Below are 18,040 nucleotides of genomic sequence, written 5' to 3' on the forward strand. Positions count from 1 at the left end.
CAACCAACATCCCTGTACCCGCCGTCCGGAACCCAAACGGCGGCGCTTCTCATGATGAGATGAAGGGGGTCAATTTTAGACGCCGATCACCCCGCTAAGGGGGTCAATTTTGCACGCCGCTCCACACAGCGCTTCGCGGATGACCGGCCGGCTCACTCCCATAAGCACGGCCAGCTCCCGTTCGGCCGGCATACGTCCGCCTACCGGGTAGAGCCCCTCGCGCACGCCATCCATCAGGCGCGCGGCAATCTTGCGGTAGAGCCGAGGCGATGCCGGCTCCCTGGCGGATTGCGCCCCTTCCCCTGGGCTATCCTGTTTCATTCTGGGCCCTTCCCCGTCTGACCGATCTTTCGGCTTCAGTCGTTCGGTCTTACCAGTTCCACGTCCAGCGGAACAAGCAGCCTGCCGGGGCAGTCAATCGGCCTTTCCGCCTCGGGCTTATCCGGAGCGAAGCAACTGGACACCCCAGTCCCGCTCGAACAGGTACAGCAGCAGCCGCGCCGCTTCGCCGCGTTCCCCGGACAGGCCGCCGTCCCTCTCGATCAGCAGGCGGGCGTCGTCGTGCGCCATCGGCAGCAGGCGGGTAATCTGCTCCAGATTGGCGATGCGGAAGGGCGTGTCGCCCGACTGGCGCGTTCCCAGCAGTTCACCCCCGCCGCGTAGCTGGAGATCCTCTTCAGCCAGCCGAAAGCCGTCCTGCGTCTCGCGCATGAGGGCAAGGCGCTGGCGCGCGGTCTCCGACAGCTTGTCGCCGCGTAGCAGGAGGCAGGTGGACTTTCCCGATCCACGCCCCACCCGCCCGCGCAGCTGGTGCAGTTGCGCGAGCCCGAACCGCTCTGCCTGTTCGATGACCATCAGAGTCGCATTGGGAACATCGACGCCCACCTCGATGACGGTGGTGGCGACCAGCAGGCTGGCCTCGCCTCGCGCGAACCGCTCCATCGCCGCGTCCTTGACCTCCGGCCGGAGCTGGCCATGGACAAGAGCCACAGCATCGCCAAAACGTTCCTTGAGCGCCGCGTAACGCGCTTCCGCGGCCGCAAGGTCTTCGTTCTCATTCTCGGTTACCATCGGGCAGACCCAGTAGGCCTGCTGGCCCGAGGCAATGTGTCTGGCGAGCGCCTGCGCCACGTCGTCCAGCCGCTCGACAGCGACGACCCGCGTATCGATCGCCTGCCGTCCCGGAGGCAATTCGTCCAGCTTGGAGACTTCCATCTCGCCGTACTGCGCGAGCGTCAGCGTACGGGGGATGGGCGTGGCCGTCATCGCCAGGGTATGCGGCACCCGGCGTCCCTTGCGCGCCAGCATCAGGCGCTGGCCAACGCCGAAGCGATGCTGCTCGTCGATCACGACAAGGGCGAGGTTGCGGTACGTGACACTGTCCTGAAAAATCGCGTGCGTGCCCACCACGATCTGGATGGAACCGTCCAGCAGGCCCATCAGGATCGCTTCGCGCGCCTTGCCCTTGTCACGCCCGGTCAGCAGGGCGATCTCGACGCCGGTGCCCCGCAGCATCCGCGACAATGTTTCGTAGTGCTGCCGCGCCAGGATTTCGGTCGGCGCCAGAAGCGCGGCCTGTGCGCCCGCCTCGACCGCGATCAGCATCGCGGACAGCGCAACGACGGTCTTGCCCGACCCCACGTCCCCCTGAAGCAGGCGCAGCATCGGGGCGCCCTGCGCCAGATCACCCTCGATCTCCCGGATGGAGCGGGCCTGTGCGCCGGTCAGGGCGAAAGGAAGCTGCAGCTTGGCGCGCAGCGCGCCGTCGCCCTGCAGCGGCGTCCCCCGTTGCGATCGATTGCTCTCCCGCACCAGCATGAGCGCAAGGGCGTTGGCAAGCAGTTCGTCATAGGCGAGACGGTCCCGCGCCTCCGCGTGGGCGCTGCGATGGGCTGCGGCCAGCGCTTCGCGCCAGACGGGCCAGCCGGTCTTGGCCGCAAGACCGGGCTCGATCCACTCCGGCAGGTCGGGAAGCCCCTGGAGGGCCTGCGACACCAGCGAGCCAAGGCGCCCTTGGGTGAGCCCCTCGGACAGTGGATAGACCGCTTCGCACAAGTGCCCGAGCGGCGCGGACGCGTTCTCCGAAACATGCTCGGGATGAACGATCTGGAGCATCTGGCCGTACTGGTCCAGACGCCCTGCCACCCAGCGGGTTTCCCCCACCGGCAACTGCTTCTTCGCCGAATACGAAGCGCGGCCGAAGTAGGTGAGCGTACAGATATTGCCTGCAACGTCTTCGGCGACCACCCGGAAAGGCCCGCGCCCTGGCGGAGCCCGGTGCTCCCGCACGGTGAGGGCGACCACCACGTTCTCCCCGATGCTCCCTTCGTCGAGATTTGTGATGACCCGGCGTTCCACGAACCGGTCAGGCAGGTGGTAGGCCAGATCCCGGATCCGCGTGAGCCCCAGCTTCTCCAGTGGCCGACGCAGCTTCGGGCCGACGCCATCGAGAGCTTCGGTTTCGACGAAAAGGGAATTGAGCGCTTCGGGCCGCATGGCGGGCCTCTTAGCCTGAGTGCGCACCGTTTCGCCAGAGCCGCTGGAACTCCGTTCCCTGCCCTTCCGTTGATCTGGCGAGTTCAAAGAGGAGACAACCATGCTCTTGCCGCACGGAACCGTATTCGCGATCGTCGATGGAGAGAAGTTCGAGCTTTACCGGAACACCGGCATGGAAAGCGAACCGCAGCTCACAGCCCTGAATGCGCCGGCCCTCGAAGCCACGAACTACAGCGCGGCCGCCAACAATCATGACAAGATCTCTCGCTTCCAGTCCGGCGCGCCCAAGGACCGGCTCGACAAGATGGAGGAAGCCGCGCACGTCACGGCGGTGGCCCAGTGGCTGAACGGGCAGGTTCTGGATCGCCAGATCGACAAGCTGGTGGTCGTCGCCGATCCGAAGTCGCTGGGGCAGATGCGGCGGCACTACCACAAGGAGCTGGAGAACGTGCTCATGGCCGAGGTATCCAAGAACCTCGCCGGCCGTCCTCCGCAGGAGATCATCAAGGTGCTGCACTCCTGAGCCCAAAAATCTTGTCCATGGCCGCGCTGCGCTGTAACGCGCGGCCATGACCGACCTCCCGCCCGACAACGCCAGCCGCCTCGCCCGCCTCAAGTTCCGCGCGTGGCATCGCGGCACGCGCGAGGCCGACTACATGATCGGCTGCTTCTTCGACCGGTTCCACCATGAATGGTCGGGTGAGGAGATCGACCTCTTCGAGCGCATCATCGAGGAGGAGGACGTCGACATCATGGGCTGGGCGCTGGGTACGATACCTGTTCCGGACGAATACCGCGGCCCGATGATCGAGCGGATGATGAAGCTGGACTACGTCGAGATCCCTCGCTGATCGGATCTGCACGCACAGGCGCGCCTAAAGCGAACTGACGGTGTGCCCGCCGTCCACGGGAATGACCACGCCGGTCATGTAACGGGACGCGTCCGAGCAGAGCAGCAAAAGCGGCCCATCCAGATCCTCGAAGGTGCCGAAGCGGCGTTGCGGAATGCGCTGGGTCATGGCCTCGCCAAGCTTGCTGGAAAGGAAGTCCCGGTTCATGTCCGTGGCGAAGTAGCCGGGGGCCAGGGCATTCACCCGGATCCCGTAGCGCGCGCACTCCAGGGCCATCTGCTTCGTCATCTGGACCACGGCTGCCTTGCTCATCGCATAGACCGCCAACTGCCCGCCTTGCCTCAGCCCGAGGATGGACGCGATGTTCACGATCGCCCCGCCGGTCCCGCGCTCCCGCATGCCCCGGCCGATGGACGTCGCCATCAGGAAAGCGCCACGCAGGTTTGTGTCCATGATATGGTCGTACTCCTGCGGAGTGGTATCCAGCACCGCTCGCGCGCCTGCCACGCCGGCGTTGTTGACCAAAACGTCGATAGGGCCGGCTTCCTCTGCCACCGCCTTGATGCTGGCGACGTCCGTCACGTCGAGCGGCAAGCACGTCGCGCGTCCGCCGATTTCGGCCGCAAGCGCCTTAAGCGCCTCGACCCGGCGGGCGGCGAGCACCACGTCCGCTCCCTCCCGGGCAAGAACGGTCGCGAAGTGCCGGCCCAATCCGCTTGACGCCCCCGTCACCAGCACGCGCTTGCCTTCCAAAGTGGCCATCATCCGCTCCGATCCTGATCCGGCCCGTTGCGAGCCTCATGGCGCACCATGGCGCCATCTTTCGCGTTGTCACGTCAAAGACGATGCGAGCTGCGGATCAAGCAGCCGGGCGCGGTGTTACTGCGCAAGATGATTGTATTTCCGCACAGTCCCGCATATCCCGCCTGCCATCTCCGTCATGACTGATTTCAATCGCATCATCACGGCCCCGGCGCCGCTGACCCTCGCCTCGGTCACTCGCGGCGCCCAGCCGCTGGTCATGGCCGACCTTGCCCGCGCCATCGCAGCGAAAGGCCGCACCGTCTTTGTCGCTGACAATGACGCGGCAATGAGCGCCGTCGCCAGCGCCGCGCAGTTCTTCGCGCCCGAGCTGGACGTGATCGAGTTCCCCGCGTGGGACTGCCTGCCCTACGACCGCGCCAGCCCCGCCTTGTCGGTCAGCGCTCGCCGCCTTGCCGCGCTTCATGCGCTGCAACTGAAGCGGCAGGGTCCACAACTGCTGGTCACCACGACCAACGCGCTGCTCCAGCGCGTGCTGACGCCGTTCCGCATCCGCGAATCGGTGCGCCTGCTCAAACCCGGCATGGAAGTGGGCCACGAAAGCCTGATCGCGCTGCTGCGTCGGCAGGGCTACCAGCGCATCGACACCGCCATCGACGCAGGCGAGTTCGCCGTGCGCGGCTCCATCTTCGACATCGTGCCGAGCGGCCTGGACGGCGGTCTGCGCCTCGACTTCTTCGGGGACGAACTGGAGACGCTGCGCCTGTTCGATACCGGCACTCAGCGCTCCACCGGCACTATTCCGGACCACCTGCTGCTGCCCGCCAGCGAAGCTCTGCTGGACGACGACACCGTCAAGCGCTTCCGCACCCGGTATCGTGAGATGTTCGGCGCCAACGCCACGGCGGACCCGCTCTACCAGGCGGTCAGCGATGGGCGCCGCCTTGCCGGCATGGAGCATTGGCTGCCGCTGTTCGAGGACCGGCTGGTAACTCTGTTCGACCATCTGGGGCCGGACGACCTCATCGTGATCGACAACGCCGCGCTCGGCGCTGCGGATGAACGCCTCACTGACATCGCCGATTACCACAAGGCGCGCCTCGAGACATCGGGACAGAAGGCCGGCTCCTATCGCCCGCTGCCGACCGATTCGCTCTATCTCGCCAGGGACGAGTTCGAAGGACTGATCGCGGCACATCCCGTCCACCGGGCCGATCCGTTCGCCCAGCCGGAAAGCGCGAAGGTCATCGACTTCGGCTTCGGCAATGCACGGGACTTCGCGCCTGAGCGCGCACGAGGCGACAACGCCTACGAAGCCGCCGCGAAGCACCTTCATTCCATTGCCAAGTCTGGCCGCAAGGCGATCCTCGCCGCCTACTCCCCCGGCAGTCGCGCCCGCCTCGTCTCGATCCTCGGCGAGGCACAGGGTCCGGAGCCGCGCGTCGCGGAGACCTGGCAGGAGGCACTGGGGCTTGCCGTGCAGGGCCGCTCCGCCGCGCTGGTGCTGCCGCTGGAGACCGGCTTCTCCAACGAGTCGGTCGAAGTCATCACCGAGCAGGACATCCTGGGTGACCGCCTTGTCCGCCGGAAGAAAAAGAAGAAGGACTCCGACGCCTTCCTCGCCGAACTGGCGGCGCTGACGCCGGGCGATCTCGTCGTCCACATGGATCACGGCATCGGTCGGTATGAAGGCTTGCAGTCGATCCCCGTCGGCAAGAGCCCGCACGATTGCGTGATGCTGACCTATGCGGGCGGCGACAAGCTCTACATCCCGGTCGAGAACCTCGACGTCCTCTCGCGCTACGGCAGCGAAGCGGAAGGCGTCGCGCTGGACAAGCTGGGCGGCGAGGCCTGGCAGAAGCGCCGTGCCCGCCTGAAGGAGCGCATCCGGGAGATCGCGGGCGAACTGATGAAGACGGCCGCCGAACGCGCGTTGCGTCAGGCCCCCGTCCTCGCCGCCGACGAATCCAGCTTCAACCAGTTCGTCGACCGCTTCCCCTGGCAGGAGACCGAGGATCAGGAAGCCGCCATCGCGGACACGCTGGAAGACCTCTCCAGCGGCAGGCCGATGGACCGCCTCGTGTGCGGCGACGTTGGTTTCGGGAAGACCGAGGTGGCGCTGCGCGCCGCCTTCGTCGCGGCCATGGCGGGCCAGCAGGTCGCCGTCGTCGCCCCCACCACGCTGCTGGCGCGTCAGCATTATTCGAGCTTCGCGGAGCGCTTCAACGGCTTCCCGCTCAACGTCGGCCGTCTTTCCCGCCTCGTGCCTGAAAAGGAAGCGAAGGCCACCCGCGACGGGTTGGCGGACGGAACCGTCGACGTGGTTTGCGGCACCCACGCAATCCTTTCCAAGACCGTCAGCTTCAAGCGCCTCGGCCTCGTCATCGTCGATGAGGAGCAGCGCTTCGGCGTGAATCACAAGGAGAAGCTGAAGCAGCTGCGTGCCGACGTGCACGTGCTGACGCTGACGGCCACGCCGATTCCGCGCACGCTGCAGATGGCGATGTCGGGCCTGCGCGAACTCTCCACCATCCAGACCCCGCCGGTCGACCGCCTGGCGGTGCGCACGTACGTCATGGAATGGGACGAGATGGTGATGCGCGAAGCCTTGCTGCGCGAACACCATCGCGGCGGGCAGAGCTTCATCGTCGTCCCCCGCATCTCCGACATGGCCGAGATCGAGGACTGGCTGCACAAGAACGTGCCCGAGGTAAAGTACATCTCCGCTCACGGCCAGATGGCGGCGGGCGAAGTGGAAGAACGCATGAGCGCCTTCTACGAGGGCAAATACGAGGTCCTGCTCTCGACCACGATCGTCGAATCGGGCATCGACATTCCGCGCGCCAACACGATCATCATCCACCGCGCCGACCGCTTCGGCCTTGCCCAGCTTTATCAGTTGCGCGGACGCGTCGGCCGTTCAAAGCTGCGCGCCTATGCCTATCTGACGACGCCTGCAGACCGGGCCCTGTCCGAAGTCGCTGAAAAGCGCCTCAAGGTGCTGGGTGACCTCGATTCACTCGGTGCAGGCTTCCAGCTCGCCAGCCACGATCTCGACATTCGGGGAGCGGGCAACCTCTTGGGCGACGAGCAGTCCGGTCACATTCGCGAAGTCGGCTTCGAACTCTACCAGTCGATGCTGGAGGACGCCATCCTTGCCGCGCGCGCGGGCGGCGTCGGGCTGGAGAAGGACACTTCGGGCCTGTCTCCGCAGATCACTGTTGAAGCGCCGATCATGATCCCGGAAGATTACGTGCCGGACCTCGCCGTCCGCATGGCGCTCTACCGCCGCCTCAACGATGCGGATTCGCGTCAGGAGATCGAGTCGCTGTCCGCCGAGATGATCGATCGCTTCGGCCCCGTGCCCCAGCCGACTGCGAACCTTGTCCAGCTCATCCAGATCAAGCGGCAGGCGATCGAGGCGCACATCGCCAAGATCGACGTCGGGCCGCGCGGCACCCTGGTCAGCTTCCACAACGACAGCTTCCCCAACCCGGCAGGCCTTATCGCCTATGCCGAGAGGCTGAACGGCGCGGTGAAGCTGCGGCCGGACAACAAGCTGGTGCTGCAACGCGCCTGGGGCGATCCGAAGAGCCGCCTCAACGGCCTCCTGCAGCTGACCAAGGGGCTGAGCGCAGTCGCACGCAAAGGCTGAAGCCGGATAGGCGCAGCGCCGTTCGCGCTGCCCCCTGCGCGGCTCGGCGGCACCGGCAGGTGCTAAGCGACAGCGCTCTCCAGACCCGGCTCCTGCGCGGCGGCCAGCGCTGCGAACTTCGCCGCGCTCATCGGCTGCGCGCGCAGGAATCCCTGATAGTAGGCGCAGCCCTCCCGTGCCGCCACTTCGCGCTGCCCCTCCTCCTCGATGCCCTCGGCTATGACTTCGAGGTCGAGCGCCCGGGCCATGGCGACGATGGCGCGCAGCACGGCCACGTCACGGCGATCGGTCGTGATGCCGTCGATCATGGCGCGGTCCAGCTTCAGGTAGTGGATCGGCAGAACCTTGAGATAGCGGAAGTTGCAGAATCCGGCGCCGAAGTCATCCAGCGCGATGCGGATGCCCTGCGCCGAAAAGTCCGCCATCGTCTGCGCCGCGACGGTCACATCGCCGATCAACGCCTGTTCGGTGATTTCCAGTGTCAGCCGCCGCAGCGGGAACCCGCTTTCCCGGATCAACTCCAGCATCTGGCGGGTGTAACTGGCGAAAGCCAGATCGGCAGGCGTGACGTTGATGGAAAGGCGCAACTGGCCCGGCCATTCCCGCGCCGCCCACATCGCCTTGTGCGCGATGTGGCGTGACAGCGGCCCGATATAGTCTGCCCTCTCGGCGATGGCGAAGAGCGCGCCCGCGCCGATGCGGCCAAGCTGCGGATGGTTCCATCGGGCCAGCGCTTCGGCGCCCGTCAGCCTGTCGTCCCCGAGATTGAACTGCGGCTGGAACAGCACTTCGATCTCGTCCCGATCGATCGCCCCGAGCAGGTCCACTTCGAACTGCTGGGCGGATCGGCCCGGCGGCGTGACGCCGCGGTCTGCCCAGGCCAGACGGGTGCCTGGCTGCTCGTGCGCGTCCTCCAGGGCATGGCCCAGTCGGTCCAGCATGGATTCCACCGTCTCGGCAGGATGCGCCCGGATCAGCGCCACGCGCGGGGACAAGCGCAAAACGCCCGAGGGAAGCGCGATCGGCCGCGCAATCATATCCGCCAGCTGATCTGCCACGAGTTGCCAGCGCTCGCGCGTGCAGGCCTCGTTTGCAACGAGCAGAAAGCTGCCGCCGCCGGCGCGTGCCACAAGCCAGGGGCCATCCAGTTCCTCGTCCGCGAAGTGGCTGATACGCGTGGCCACTTCCTCCAGCGCGCCGTCCCCGGCCGCCGCGCCATAGGCCATGTTGATGGCGTCGAGCCGGCGCAGGCTCAGCAGCATCGCGTGGACCTGCATGTCCGGCAGGCCGAACGAGGAGTCATCGCGCCAGACGGCCACGCGATCGTGCACGGCCTCCAGCCCGGGAATGGCGGACAGCCGATCCTCGATCCGCGCGGCACGGTTGCGGACCATCTCGTTCACTTTTGCGACCATGGCGCGCTCATAGCCCAAACCTCTTGCCAAACCCTTCAAAATTCTACAGCCAAAGCGCCGGTGCGGTCCCAGAATGGGACCATCCTGCCCCTCTCGGGAGACACGATGACCAACGACGCGGAGCTGGCCCTGCCAAAGCTCGCCCTTATCGTCTCTGACAGCGCCAAGGCGCAGGCCGGAGCCCGGGTCCTTCACGATTCCCATGACTGGGTTGCGCCTCAGGAAGCCGATGTGCTGGTGGTCCTCGGCGGCGACGGTTTCCTGCTCCACGTGCTGCACGAACTGCTGGACCGCGACGCGATCAAGCCGGTCTATGGCATGAATCTCGGCACCGTCGGCTTCCTCATGAACGGCCCGCTGGACGACGACGCGATCGCCCGGCGCGTGGCGGAGGCGCACCGGGTGCCGGTCCGCCCGCTCTGCATGAACGCGACGACGCAGGACGGGCAGGAATTCAGCTATCACGCCATCAACGAGGTATCGCTGCTGCGCGAGACGCGGCAGACCGCCAAGCTGGAGATCCGCATCAACGGCCGCGTCCGGCTGGAGGAACTCGCCGGAGACGGCATACTGCTGGCGACGCCGGTGGGCTCGACCGCGTACAACCTGTCGGCCCACGGTCCGATCCTGCCGCTGGGTTCGCGCATGGTGGCGATGACGCCGCTTAACCCGTTCCGTCCGCGCCGCTGGAAAGGCGCCATTCTGCCGGAGAGCGCTGAGGTGGAACTGCGCATCCTCGAACCGGGCAAACGGCCGGTGGCCGCGGTGGCCGACCAGAAGGAAGTGCGCGACGTGGCCACCGTCCGAATCAACGCCACTGCGGAGAAGGAGCTCACGCTCCTGTTCGACCCCGGCTTCACGCTGGAGGAACGCATCTTCGCCGAGCAATTTCAGGTCTGAGCCAGATTTTTTTTGAAAATTTTCAAAAATCCTCGCGCTCGGGCTTGCCAACCTCGGAGAAGCTGTTATTGGCGCACCCCTGCCCGGCGGTGGAAACACTGACAGGCTGCTCCCCGATAGCTCAGCGGTAGAGCATTCGACTGTTAATCGAATGGCCGTAGGTTCGAATCCTACTCGGGGAGCCAACTACTCCATATAAATCAAGGACTTAGCTGACAAAGCGGTCCGAGTGTCACACTAGATGTCACACTTTCGCGGTCGCTTGGCTCAGTGGTCCGCATGGCGCGCCACCTCCATGGCGTCCATCACATCCGACCATCGGGCCATCTGGTCAGCAGCGAGGTGCTTGTAGTACGCACCGTCTCCGAATGCGGGCAGACCGTGGACTGCTCGCACCGTTGCCCGCGTGAAATCCCTGCACAGAGGATCGCCGGGGAACCATCGGGCCATCTCGCGCGCGAATGACCATTGAGTGCGGCACTTTCCCGCAGCGTAAGATCGGGTGATCAGCGCGGCTATGACAGGTGCGCCGACGCGGAACGTGTCGCCTTCGAGCCGCTGGCGATGCGGTGTGATCGCGAGCCGGACGGGACGGCTCCCCGGCATCGCGCTCTGGCGCTGTTCCATGCCGAGCACGTTCCCGTTGGCGTCAACCGCCATGTGCAGTCGCTTATTAACGACGCGGACAAGGGTGACCGGGACTTTCATCTCATTTTCTCCTGTGAAAAATTATCGGGTCTTCTTCCTCGGGCCGAATTTACGCGCGGTCCGGGTGGGCCATCCGTTGCCACGCATCATAGAAATCACCGGCAGCGATGGCTGCGCGGACGGTCACGTTCTCCGGCATGATGGCGTCAATGATCCGCACCGGCAGTTCATCCAGTTGGACAGCACCGCTCAGCCACGCGCCAAACGCCTCACCCGGATCGTCGCTGGCACCGGCAAGCGCGCGAGCGTTGTTTCGCAAGAACGCCTCATACCGGACCCGATCATCATCGGACAGACGTGCGACCCGACCGGCAAGGCTATCGCCGGGTCGCCAGTGCTCGAACAAGCGCTCAAGCCGCCGACCGATCGAGACCCGGCTCACCGCTTCGCGTCCCGTGCTGCACCGATGAGCGTCTCGAGTTCATCAAGGCGGTGCCGCAGTTCCTTAACCTCCTGCGTATCTGCGATGACTTTGAGGGCCTGTGCCGCCTTGCCCGCTTCACCCACGGTGATCTCTCCCGCAGCCATGGCGTCGGCCCAAGCGCTCGGTTCGCTGCTCGGCATGTCGATGACCCTAGTATCGGGAAGGAACCGGGTGAGGACGAACAGCGCCGCCTTCAGGTCGCCCGCTGCGATCTTGTCCTTCAACACCGCGAACGATGGCCCAACCAAATTGCACAAGTTGTCCAGCGCAGACGCGTTGAACTTGCCCTTCGCGCCGACCTTGCGTCCGCCGAAACTGTTACCAGCGCCGAAACGCCCGTCCGGGCCACGAGCCGTTTGAATGCCGTTATGTTCCGTCATGTTTCTCTAAATCCAATGAAGCGACACACCACGGGCCGCTAGCCATGATGCTAGCGCCGCCGTGTCGATGAGGTGGCGGCGGTCGGACGGCGGAAAGCCGTGCCGACGCCAGACGTGCGCCGTAGCGCGACTGATGCCGACGCGCGCATAGGCGTCCCCCGCCCGGAGCATCGCCGCACCGGACGGGAGGACCACGCGGGTAGGCAACGTGATCGGGCGGGCCATCAGGCGTCCAAGACCATGTCAAGCGCAGCGGTTGCGGGAACACCAAGACCTGCGCCGATCCACCGGACCAAGTTCTGAAGCTGGCCCTCCCGCTCATCAATCAGCGCGCCCTTCGCGTAGAATTGATCGACAGCGGCCTGAGCATCGGCTTCCACAGCGGCCTGATCGACGCCCACGCCGGTCAAGCGCTCTGCGGTCGGACGAATGCCGCGCCCCGCCGTGAGGCCCGCTCGTTCGATGTGGTGGACGACCATCGCCCGCTCCCGCAGCGTCTCCACCTGATCGCTAGTCAGACCCGCCGCCTCGGGCAGTGCCAGCAGCGCCGCCGCTTCGGTGGCGGATGCGGTGCGCACCTTAACCTCACGGTCGGCAGGCTTGGCGGCGCGCGACAGCGCCCTGATCTCCGTGCCGAACCGCTCGGCCTTCTCAGCAGTCGCGGACACAGGGGTAGTCATGAATACCGCCCGTTCGGCGTGCTCCTGCGCATCCCGGCGCGCGGCGTCGATCATGCCCCCCGCTGCGCCTAGGACGGGAGCGAGCACGCGGGCCAGAGCGGGCGCAAGAGCGTCGGGGAGATACGTAGCAGCAGCGGCTTGCGCGGCTTCGGTGGCGCTGTCGAGTACCGGGATCGCGCGGGCCATGATGTCATCCGACTGATCAATGAAAACGTGCGCACCATCCACACCGAAGACCGGACCGCGATCGGTGGTGGCTTTTGTGAAGTTCGGCATCAGTTACTCCTAGGTCAATTAATAACCTTTAATTTGATGTCCGCTGGAATCGCCGTCAATCTTTCCAAAAAAATAAATAACCTTCCACCGTGTAAGTACAATTGTGCCAATTGCTACAATTGTACTGATGGGGATTGGCGCGAGCCGGACAGGATAAAGCGGGACGACATGAGACGATCCAGTTGTCGACGTTGTCGCTTGCGTGCGTGTCGGACAAAACAAAATTTGTCCTTTTTTCTATTGTCCGACACGCGCACGATTTCAGATGTTTCGGTGTAACGCGCGCGCAAGCGACAACGTCGACGCGAACCTCATCGCTCGCATATCCCGCTCAGGTCTAGAATCGAAGCGCGCGCCTGAAGGCGGCGAGCCCTCTCTTGTTCGGCGCGTTCGGCAAACAGAACGTGAGACCACGGATTGACTGCCCAGCGCGAACCGGTGCGCCGCCCGTCAATGTCATCAACTGGCGTCAACCAGCCCATCGCCTCCAACGTCTCGAAAATCGTGCGCGTCTCCTGCCCGCTGAGGCCCCGACAATCCCGAACGCCGCGCTGGACGGTCCTGCGGTCTACCGTGGTCAGCCCATGTGCGAGGATGTAACCTGCCACCGCTTCCACTCGGTCTTGATCGTCGGCAAGGCCGAGCGAGGCATAGAAGCTGAGGGCGTGAGGCAGCAGGAATCTCCGCATGAAGGCTGCCACTCGCTCGGCAAGCTCTGCCGGTATCATTGGCGGAATAGGAGACCATGCATTTTCGGCGACGTGCCAAACGATGCACAGCCGGGCAAAAATGCCGTCCAACTTGCCGACGTGAGAGGCAAACTTGCGATTGACCGCTTCGCCGCCCATCAGTCCGTGATGCCGGAACTCCATTGCCGCTCGCACCTCATGGGCCTCTGGCGAAAACTGCAGCGGGTTCATCGCAAGAACGTGAGGTAGCCGCTTAACAGTAAGGTCGTACATGCCGACATCGCTCGGGACTGGCGCGTCTTCACCGACAGTTGCCGCGCGCAACACGATGGGCAAGAATCGTTGCAGCAGGCCGTCGTCGACCGCGTCGGCCATGATCCGACGAATTGCGTCGGGCTGAATTCCTCCGAGGATCGAAGCCGACAAATTCGGCAAAAGGATAGACCCTCTACTAACGCGATTTACGGCGTATTGCCCACCGTTCCACGCCTGCAGCCAAAATGCTCGGTCCGCCGACGCCCCACGGCCTCCGCTGTATTTGTCGAGCGACCCGAACCAGCCGGACAATTCATCGGCGTGAATTAGAAGACCGCTGGTAGTGCTGCGAAATACCTCCTGCGCGGCTTCGATTGTGGTGTCGCTCAGTCGAAGCCGGACTTGCCCAGGTGGTGGCGTAACCTTCTTTTCGTCGCGATCCAGCGCGTCCCATTCCATCTTCTGCCGGGTCCACGTCGCGAACAATTCGTGATCCATGTCAAGCAGCGGTTTGCTCGCTGCCGTCATTGTGGGTGACTTCTTACTGGACGGATCGCCGATCAACACAGTCCAGAGTCGCGCACTCTCCTTCCATCGTGCGTCGTGCTGCTTGACCTGCAGCCGGACATGATCAGGAATTGCGGCGGCACAGGTGGTGATTGCCGACATTGCGAGCGCAGCCGGATCAGCGCCCATTTGTGCCGAAAGGGCGAAAGCAAATCGCTCGATGAAATGGGGCAGCAAACCCATCGGCAGCGCTGGCGGTTCGAATTTCCCCCACGGGTCGACGGGCCGCTCATCTTCGGGATGGCCCTTCGGGACAGGCGGAACGATGGGCATGGCAGGAACTTGCGCGATCGGCGCAGCGGGCGTATTATTCATGTTGCTAAGTCCTATCCGACCCGCCGTGCCGTCCTGCTATCGGCGCGGCGGGTTGTTTCTTTTGTCGGTGATGGATCAGGCTGCGGACCGAGCCGCGAGCCAGCGCTCCACCGCATCGGCGTCCCAACGGGTGCAACCCTCGGACAAGCGAATTTTCATCGGGAAGGTCGGGTTCACACGAGACCAGCGCCAGACGGTCGCGGGTCCGACATTGAGGCGCTTGGCCACCTGATCGACATTCAAAAGCATTGGTTGTCACTCCATGTTTGGGGTGACGCTCAATTTCACCAGATTGATCGCGATTAGTACCTCAACAAACCGAAGGTATTTATTTAGGAATTTGACCCGCCAAGCATCGTGCGCAATCCGTCGAGTGCCATGCCGCGAAGGTCTTCGTCACTCGTCGGCCATTCCTGTTCGTCAAGCGGTGCCAACCCCTGCGCTTCGCGCGCGGCACTTTGCCAACGATAATACTCCACAACCGACGCGATGACCCTGCCTGCTGCTGCGATCCACGCTTCGACCGTCTTGGTAGAGACGTGGTATCGATCAGCGATGTCCTTCTTTGCATCCGTGGCCGTGCCGTGCGGCGGTTTGGCGGATAGATAGTCCAAGCCGACCAGCATTGAGACCGATGTCGGGACAACACTCGACCCAACGGGACGCGCTCGTTTGCGCGCCGGAGGCCTCCACTCCGCGATGATATGTGCCACCACGGGCCGCATGTCGTCAGTAATCGTTATCGACTGCTCGCGTTCAGCGATCGCCGTATCCTGCGGTATGAAACCATAACGATACAGCATCTCATGTTCGCCGTCGCCAAGCCGTCCACCCGACATAACGTAACGGGCCAGCGCTTCGCGTGCTGTGCTGCCACCTGCATAGGCCTCGCGGACCATGGCGGCCCATTCGGCGTCCACTGATCCACTCACGCCGCCCCCTTTCTGATCGGGACCACGTTGTCGGCGGCAGCCGGTGTCAGCCGAGCCGCAATGTCCGATGCCGACAATCCAGCCGCGCGCAGCACGTCCAGCGCTGCCGCCAGCGGGTCCACCTGTACCGGTGCGTCGGTTTTGCCCGTGATGAAATCGGCCCATGCCTGCATCACAGCCACGCGCTGATCGCGATACGATCCCCGCTGATATGCCAGCGACGTAGTGCCACCGACTGCATGTGCCAGCACGGCTTCTGCCACCTCGAACTGCACTTCGCCCCGGTCGGCAGCCCACGTTCGAAAGGTAGATCGCAAACCGTGCGGCACGGCAGGACGCTTTGATGCCTGATCGATCCAGCCAGCCTCACCGGCTGCCAGTGCGGCGGCGTGCATGTCTCTCATGACCTTACTGAGCGCCATGTCGGACAAAGCGCCGTCTCTCGGTGCAGGAAATACCAGCGAGACACCGGCGCGCCGTGGCAGGCTGTTCAACAGGTCGATTGCAGCATCCGACAGCGGGACCACATGCGGCCTGCGATTCGGGTCGCGCGACATCTTCGAGTTTTCGACCGGAATCGACCATGTGCGAGCCGCAAGGTCCACCTGCCCCCACGTCATCGCGCGGACCTCCCCTGATCGCACGCACGTTAGCGCCAGAAACTCTACAGCCCGCGCCGCAATGCCTTCCTTGTCGCGCAGCGCCGCGAACCATTCAGCCACCTGCTCCACCGGAACAGCAGGCTGCGGACCTCTACGGCCTGCGGCGTCCATTATCTGCGCGTTGCGGAGTGATCGCCAATGCGCGTGCGCATCGGGACGCGCGGGGTTGAGACGGTCGCGGTCTCGAAGGCCCTCATCGATTGCGGCACCGATAATCGCGCCGACGCGCTGGACCACCTTGCGCGCGGTTTCCCGCTTCGTCGAGTAGATGGGCTCCATTATCTGCTGAATATGACCTTCGGTTATGTCGTTCACGCGGACCTTGCCGATCACAGGGAAAGCGTAGTCTCGAAGGGTCGCCATCCACAGCTTCGCCGCTTTGGGCGTTTTAAACGTGGACGCCCGGTTCTCCATGTATTGCGCGGTATACTTGGCGAATGTGATACGCCGCGCAACCGCCGCCCGTGCCTTCTCAGCCTCCTGCCGGTCCTGTTCGATCGGATCGACGCCCGCCTTCACCTTGGCGTACGCATCCCGAGCGGACTGGCGAGCCGCCGCCAGCGATACGGCTGGATATGGGCCTAGCGCCATCTGGCGAGCCTTACCGTGCAGCTTGAACCGAAACACCCACGTGATTGCGCCAGTGTCGAACATGCGAGCGTAGAGACCGCGAGCGCCGTCCACTCGGACTGCATTCAACCCCGGCGGCAAATCAGGGTTCGTCGGCTTCCATTTTCGCAGTTCGGCATCGGTCTCGATCATGGCTCACCGGCTCTAGTGTCACACCTACTGTCACACTTTTACGCGATAGGGCCTGATCGGCAAAGCGCTCATTTGATCGGGGTGAGCGATTGGACAGATTATGGCCGAATGAGCAAAAAAATGGCTCTATACCGCTGTTTTAACTCGACAAATTATCCGTTGAGTAACTTCGCGCCGGGTTAAGACCCCGCCGATTCAGGGGGGGCGGGGGGGCCTATTTGATCGGCCCTGATCCCCCTATCTGGCTCCTACTCGGGGAGCCAACTTCTTCCAGACAATCCAGCGTAATCGATCCCTTCGGGGTGCTGATTGTCTCCGGCCAAGCGGCAGGGAAGACATTATGCGTCTTCGCGGATCGCTGCCCCAGCTTCCTGACAGACGATTCCTACACCCACAGCGGCATCGCGATCCCTCTTCGGCAAGCCGCTTCTGATCCGCACCTTCGATTACTTCGCGAGCCTCTTGTCGGTGCGTTGGCCACTGACAGCCTTCATGCCTTTGTTCGTCATTCGCAGTTCGCCACTGGAGGCGCTCTGCAGCAGCCGGAAGAAGAGGTTTAATCGCGGAGACTGCCCTCGAAAGCCGAGCGGGCCGGAAGAAGCGACCGCGACAACGCTGAGGTGGCGTGCGTAGCCAGAACGTAGGCGCCGAATGCCACGGCTATGACCACCACCGCCCACTCTGCCAATCGCGCAAAATATCTGCTTCGATGATGCTGGAGGTCTGCGGAAATCCTCGGTCGCAGTGCAACGTCGTCGCGCGGCTTCGCGCGGCGATCATTGCCGTTAGTCTCTCCTGGGCGCTCCGCGAGGAGCTGCTCTGCATCGATTTTACTCTGGCTCCGGATCCCGAAGCGCCCTTCCCTGCTCCACCGAACTTGTCCGACAATGCAGGAATGTCCCCGGCGTACCTCGATGAAGGTACCCCTCGCCGGTGGCTGGTGGGACTCCAACATAAGGCCCCGCGTCGAGACATTACGGATGATGACGTCTGACCAGCCCGCATCGCAACGAAGACGAGCCGTGAGATGAACGGCGCGACGCGGTTCCCTTTGTCTGAACGACCCCATGCTTCCCAGTAGAACATAAAAGTTAATGAAGCGTTCTGTCCCTCGATCAGACTGCAATCGAAGGCAAAGGGCAGACGCGGGAACCCGCCGGGACCTGTGAGGTGACCGCATTTGTTCTTGAGGAAGATGCAAGCGGTTCTGGACGTGTCTCGCTCAGGCATCTTGCGCCGATAGCGGGAGCGGGAGCGGGATCACCTCAGCGCCCGCTCCCCCGGCTTTCTCAAGGTGGTGACCCCGCAAGA

Annotated in this window: 17 protein-coding genes and 1 tRNA gene; 5 read left to right on the forward strand and 13 right to left on the reverse strand. The window is 64.1% G+C overall.

The genetic code is table 11. The features are described from left to right. Nucleotides 1-75 precede the first annotated feature (75 nt). Nucleotides 76-321, reverse strand: a complete 246-nt coding sequence (locus C2R25_RS16505) for a FadR/GntR family transcriptional regulator (protein WP_233204091.1) — start codon at nt 319-321, stop codon at nt 76-78. Between the two features lie 117 nt (nt 322-438). After that, nucleotides 439-2,523 carry an ATP-dependent DNA helicase RecG gene (gene recG / locus C2R25_RS16510; RefSeq protein ID WP_255400473.1) on the reverse strand — a complete coding sequence of 695 codons (2,085 nt, stop codon included), beginning with the start codon at nt 2,521-2,523 and terminating at the stop codon, nt 439-441. A gap of 73 nt (nt 2,524-2,596) precedes the next feature. Here recG and C2R25_RS16515 point away from each other — a divergent pair, with 73 nt between their 5' ends. Together C2R25_RS16515 and C2R25_RS16520 are read left to right on the forward strand one after the other, a co-directional pair. Continuing rightward, on the forward strand, nt 2,597-3,019 hold the full coding sequence (locus C2R25_RS16515) for a host attachment protein (protein WP_103730258.1): 423 nt from the start codon (nt 2,597-2,599) through the stop codon (nt 3,017-3,019). Between the two features lie 46 nt (nt 3,020-3,065). Beyond that, nucleotides 3,066-3,347, forward strand: coding sequence for a succinate dehydrogenase assembly factor 2 (locus C2R25_RS16520; protein WP_103730259.1), 282 nt, complete (start codon nt 3,066-3,068; stop codon nt 3,345-3,347). A 24-nt stretch (nt 3,348-3,371) separates the two neighbouring features. Here C2R25_RS16520 and C2R25_RS16525 read toward each other — a convergent pair whose 3' ends face one another. Continuing rightward, on the reverse strand, nt 3,372-4,109 hold the full coding sequence (locus tag C2R25_RS16525) for an SDR family NAD(P)-dependent oxidoreductase (protein ID WP_103730260.1): 738 nt from the start codon (nt 4,107-4,109) through the stop codon (nt 3,372-3,374). A 178-nt stretch (nt 4,110-4,287) separates the two neighbouring features. Between C2R25_RS16525 and mfd the strand changes: the two genes are divergently transcribed. Continuing rightward, entirely contained in the window at nt 4,288-7,764 is a 3,477-nt protein-coding gene (gene mfd, locus C2R25_RS16530; protein ID WP_103730375.1) for a transcription-repair coupling factor, read from the forward strand. A gap of 62 nt (nt 7,765-7,826) precedes the next feature. Here the strand turns inward: mfd and C2R25_RS16535 are convergent, their stop codons facing one another. Next, complete coding sequence (locus tag C2R25_RS16535) at nt 7,827-9,179, reverse strand: EAL domain-containing protein (RefSeq protein WP_103730376.1); 1,353 nt, start codon at nt 9,177-9,179, stop codon at nt 7,827-7,829. A gap of 60 nt (nt 9,180-9,239) precedes the next feature. On the opposite strand from C2R25_RS16535, the gene C2R25_RS16540 reads away from it, so the two are divergent. Next, nucleotides 9,240-10,079 carry an NAD kinase gene (locus tag C2R25_RS16540; RefSeq protein WP_369825717.1) on the forward strand — a complete coding sequence of 280 codons (840 nt, stop codon included), beginning with the start codon at nt 9,240-9,242 and terminating at the stop codon, nt 10,077-10,079. A gap of 110 nt (nt 10,080-10,189) precedes the next feature. After that, nucleotides 10,190-10,264 (forward strand) — tRNA-Asn (locus C2R25_RS16545). An 82-nt stretch (nt 10,265-10,346) separates the two neighbouring features. Here the strand turns inward: C2R25_RS16545 and C2R25_RS16550 are convergent. The 9 genes from C2R25_RS16550 to C2R25_RS21340 form a co-directional block, all read right to left on the reverse strand. Continuing rightward, the gene (locus C2R25_RS16550) at nt 10,347-10,787 is read right to left on the reverse strand and encodes a hypothetical protein (RefSeq protein WP_103730262.1); all 441 of its coding nucleotides are present in this window, start codon (nt 10,785-10,787) and stop codon (nt 10,347-10,349) included. Nucleotides 10,788-10,836: 49 nt separating this feature from the next. After that, nucleotides 10,837-11,169 (reverse strand): hypothetical protein, encoded by a 333-nt coding sequence (locus tag C2R25_RS16555; RefSeq protein WP_103730263.1) that lies wholly within the window; start codon nt 11,167-11,169, stop codon nt 10,837-10,839. Then, nucleotides 11,166-11,591 carry a hypothetical protein gene (locus tag C2R25_RS16560; RefSeq protein ID WP_103730264.1) on the reverse strand — a complete coding sequence of 142 codons (426 nt, stop codon included), beginning with the start codon at nt 11,589-11,591 and terminating at the stop codon, nt 11,166-11,168. Before C2R25_RS16560 ends, C2R25_RS16555 begins: the two co-directional genes overlap by 4 nt. 224 nt (nt 11,592-11,815) lie before the next feature. Continuing rightward, the gene (locus C2R25_RS16565) at nt 11,816-12,547 is read right to left on the reverse strand and encodes a hypothetical protein (protein WP_103730265.1); all 732 of its coding nucleotides are present in this window, start codon (nt 12,545-12,547) and stop codon (nt 11,816-11,818) included. Between the two features lie 311 nt (nt 12,548-12,858). Beyond that, the gene (locus tag C2R25_RS16570) at nt 12,859-14,373 is read right to left on the reverse strand and encodes a DUF3987 domain-containing protein (protein WP_103730266.1); all 1,515 of its coding nucleotides are present in this window, start codon (nt 14,371-14,373) and stop codon (nt 12,859-12,861) included. 75 nt (nt 14,374-14,448) lie between these two features. Beyond that, nucleotides 14,449-14,622: an AlpA family transcriptional regulator gene (locus C2R25_RS16575; protein ID WP_103730267.1), complete on the reverse strand. Its 174-nt coding sequence runs from the start codon at nt 14,620-14,622 to the stop codon at nt 14,449-14,451. An 83-nt stretch (nt 14,623-14,705) separates the two neighbouring features. Further along, nucleotides 14,706-15,305, reverse strand: coding sequence for a hypothetical protein (locus tag C2R25_RS16580; protein WP_146049688.1), 600 nt, complete (start codon nt 15,303-15,305; stop codon nt 14,706-14,708). Beyond that, nucleotides 15,302-16,729 (reverse strand): site-specific integrase, encoded by a 1,428-nt coding sequence (locus C2R25_RS16585; protein ID WP_103730269.1) that lies wholly within the window; start codon nt 16,727-16,729, stop codon nt 15,302-15,304. Before C2R25_RS16585 ends, C2R25_RS16580 begins: the two co-directional genes overlap by 4 nt. 556 nt (nt 16,730-17,285) lie before the next feature. Then, a complete protein-coding gene (locus tag C2R25_RS21340; protein WP_103730270.1) occupies nt 17,286-17,909 on the reverse strand; it encodes a PilZ domain-containing protein in 624 nt (207 codons plus the stop codon). Nucleotides 17,910-18,040 lie beyond the last annotated feature (131 nt).

This window comes from Novosphingobium sp. HII-3, from assembly GCF_002916655.1.
Lineage (GTDB): Bacteria > Pseudomonadota > Alphaproteobacteria > Sphingomonadales > Sphingomonadaceae > Novosphingobium > Novosphingobium panipatense.

Excerpts from the sequence above, each read along its gene's own strand:
- C2R25_RS16535 (WP_103730376.1), bottom strand. The coding sequence starts at position 9,179 with ATGGTCGCAAAAGTGAACGAGATGGTCCGCAACCGTGCCGCGCGGATC.
- C2R25_RS16565 (WP_103730265.1), bottom strand. The coding sequence starts at position 12,547 with ATGCCGAACTTCACAAAAGCCACCACCGATCGCGGTCCGGTCTTCGGT.
- C2R25_RS16525 (WP_103730260.1), bottom strand. The coding sequence starts at position 4,109 with ATGGCCACTTTGGAAGGCAAGCGCGTGCTGGTGACGGGGGCGTCAAGC.
- C2R25_RS16550 (WP_103730262.1), bottom strand. The coding sequence starts at position 10,787 with ATGAAAGTCCCGGTCACCCTTGTCCGCGTCGTTAATAAGCGACTGCAC.
- C2R25_RS16520 (WP_103730259.1), top strand. The coding sequence starts at position 3,066 with ATGACCGACCTCCCGCCCGACAACGCCAGCCGCCTCGCCCGCCTCAAG.
- C2R25_RS16570 (WP_103730266.1), bottom strand. The coding sequence starts at position 14,373 with ATGAATAATACGCCCGCTGCGCCGATCGCGCAAGTTCCTGCCATGCCC.
- C2R25_RS21340 (WP_103730270.1), bottom strand. The coding sequence starts at position 17,909 with ATGCGGTCACCTCACAGGTCCCGGCGGGTTCCCGCGTCTGCCCTTTGC.
- C2R25_RS16585 (WP_103730269.1), bottom strand. The coding sequence starts at position 16,729 with ATGATCGAGACCGATGCCGAACTGCGAAAATGGAAGCCGACGAACCCT.
- C2R25_RS16560 (WP_103730264.1), bottom strand. The coding sequence starts at position 11,591 with ATGACGGAACATAACGGCATTCAAACGGCTCGTGGCCCGGACGGGCGT.
- C2R25_RS16505 (WP_233204091.1), bottom strand. The coding sequence starts at position 321 with ATGAAACAGGATAGCCCAGGGGAAGGGGCGCAATCCGCCAGGGAGCCG.
- C2R25_RS16515 (WP_103730258.1), top strand. The coding sequence starts at position 2,597 with ATGCTCTTGCCGCACGGAACCGTATTCGCGATCGTCGATGGAGAGAAG.
- mfd (WP_103730375.1), top strand. The coding sequence starts at position 4,288 with ATGACTGATTTCAATCGCATCATCACGGCCCCGGCGCCGCTGACCCTC.
- C2R25_RS16575 (WP_103730267.1), bottom strand. The coding sequence starts at position 14,622 with ATGCTTTTGAATGTCGATCAGGTGGCCAAGCGCCTCAATGTCGGACCC.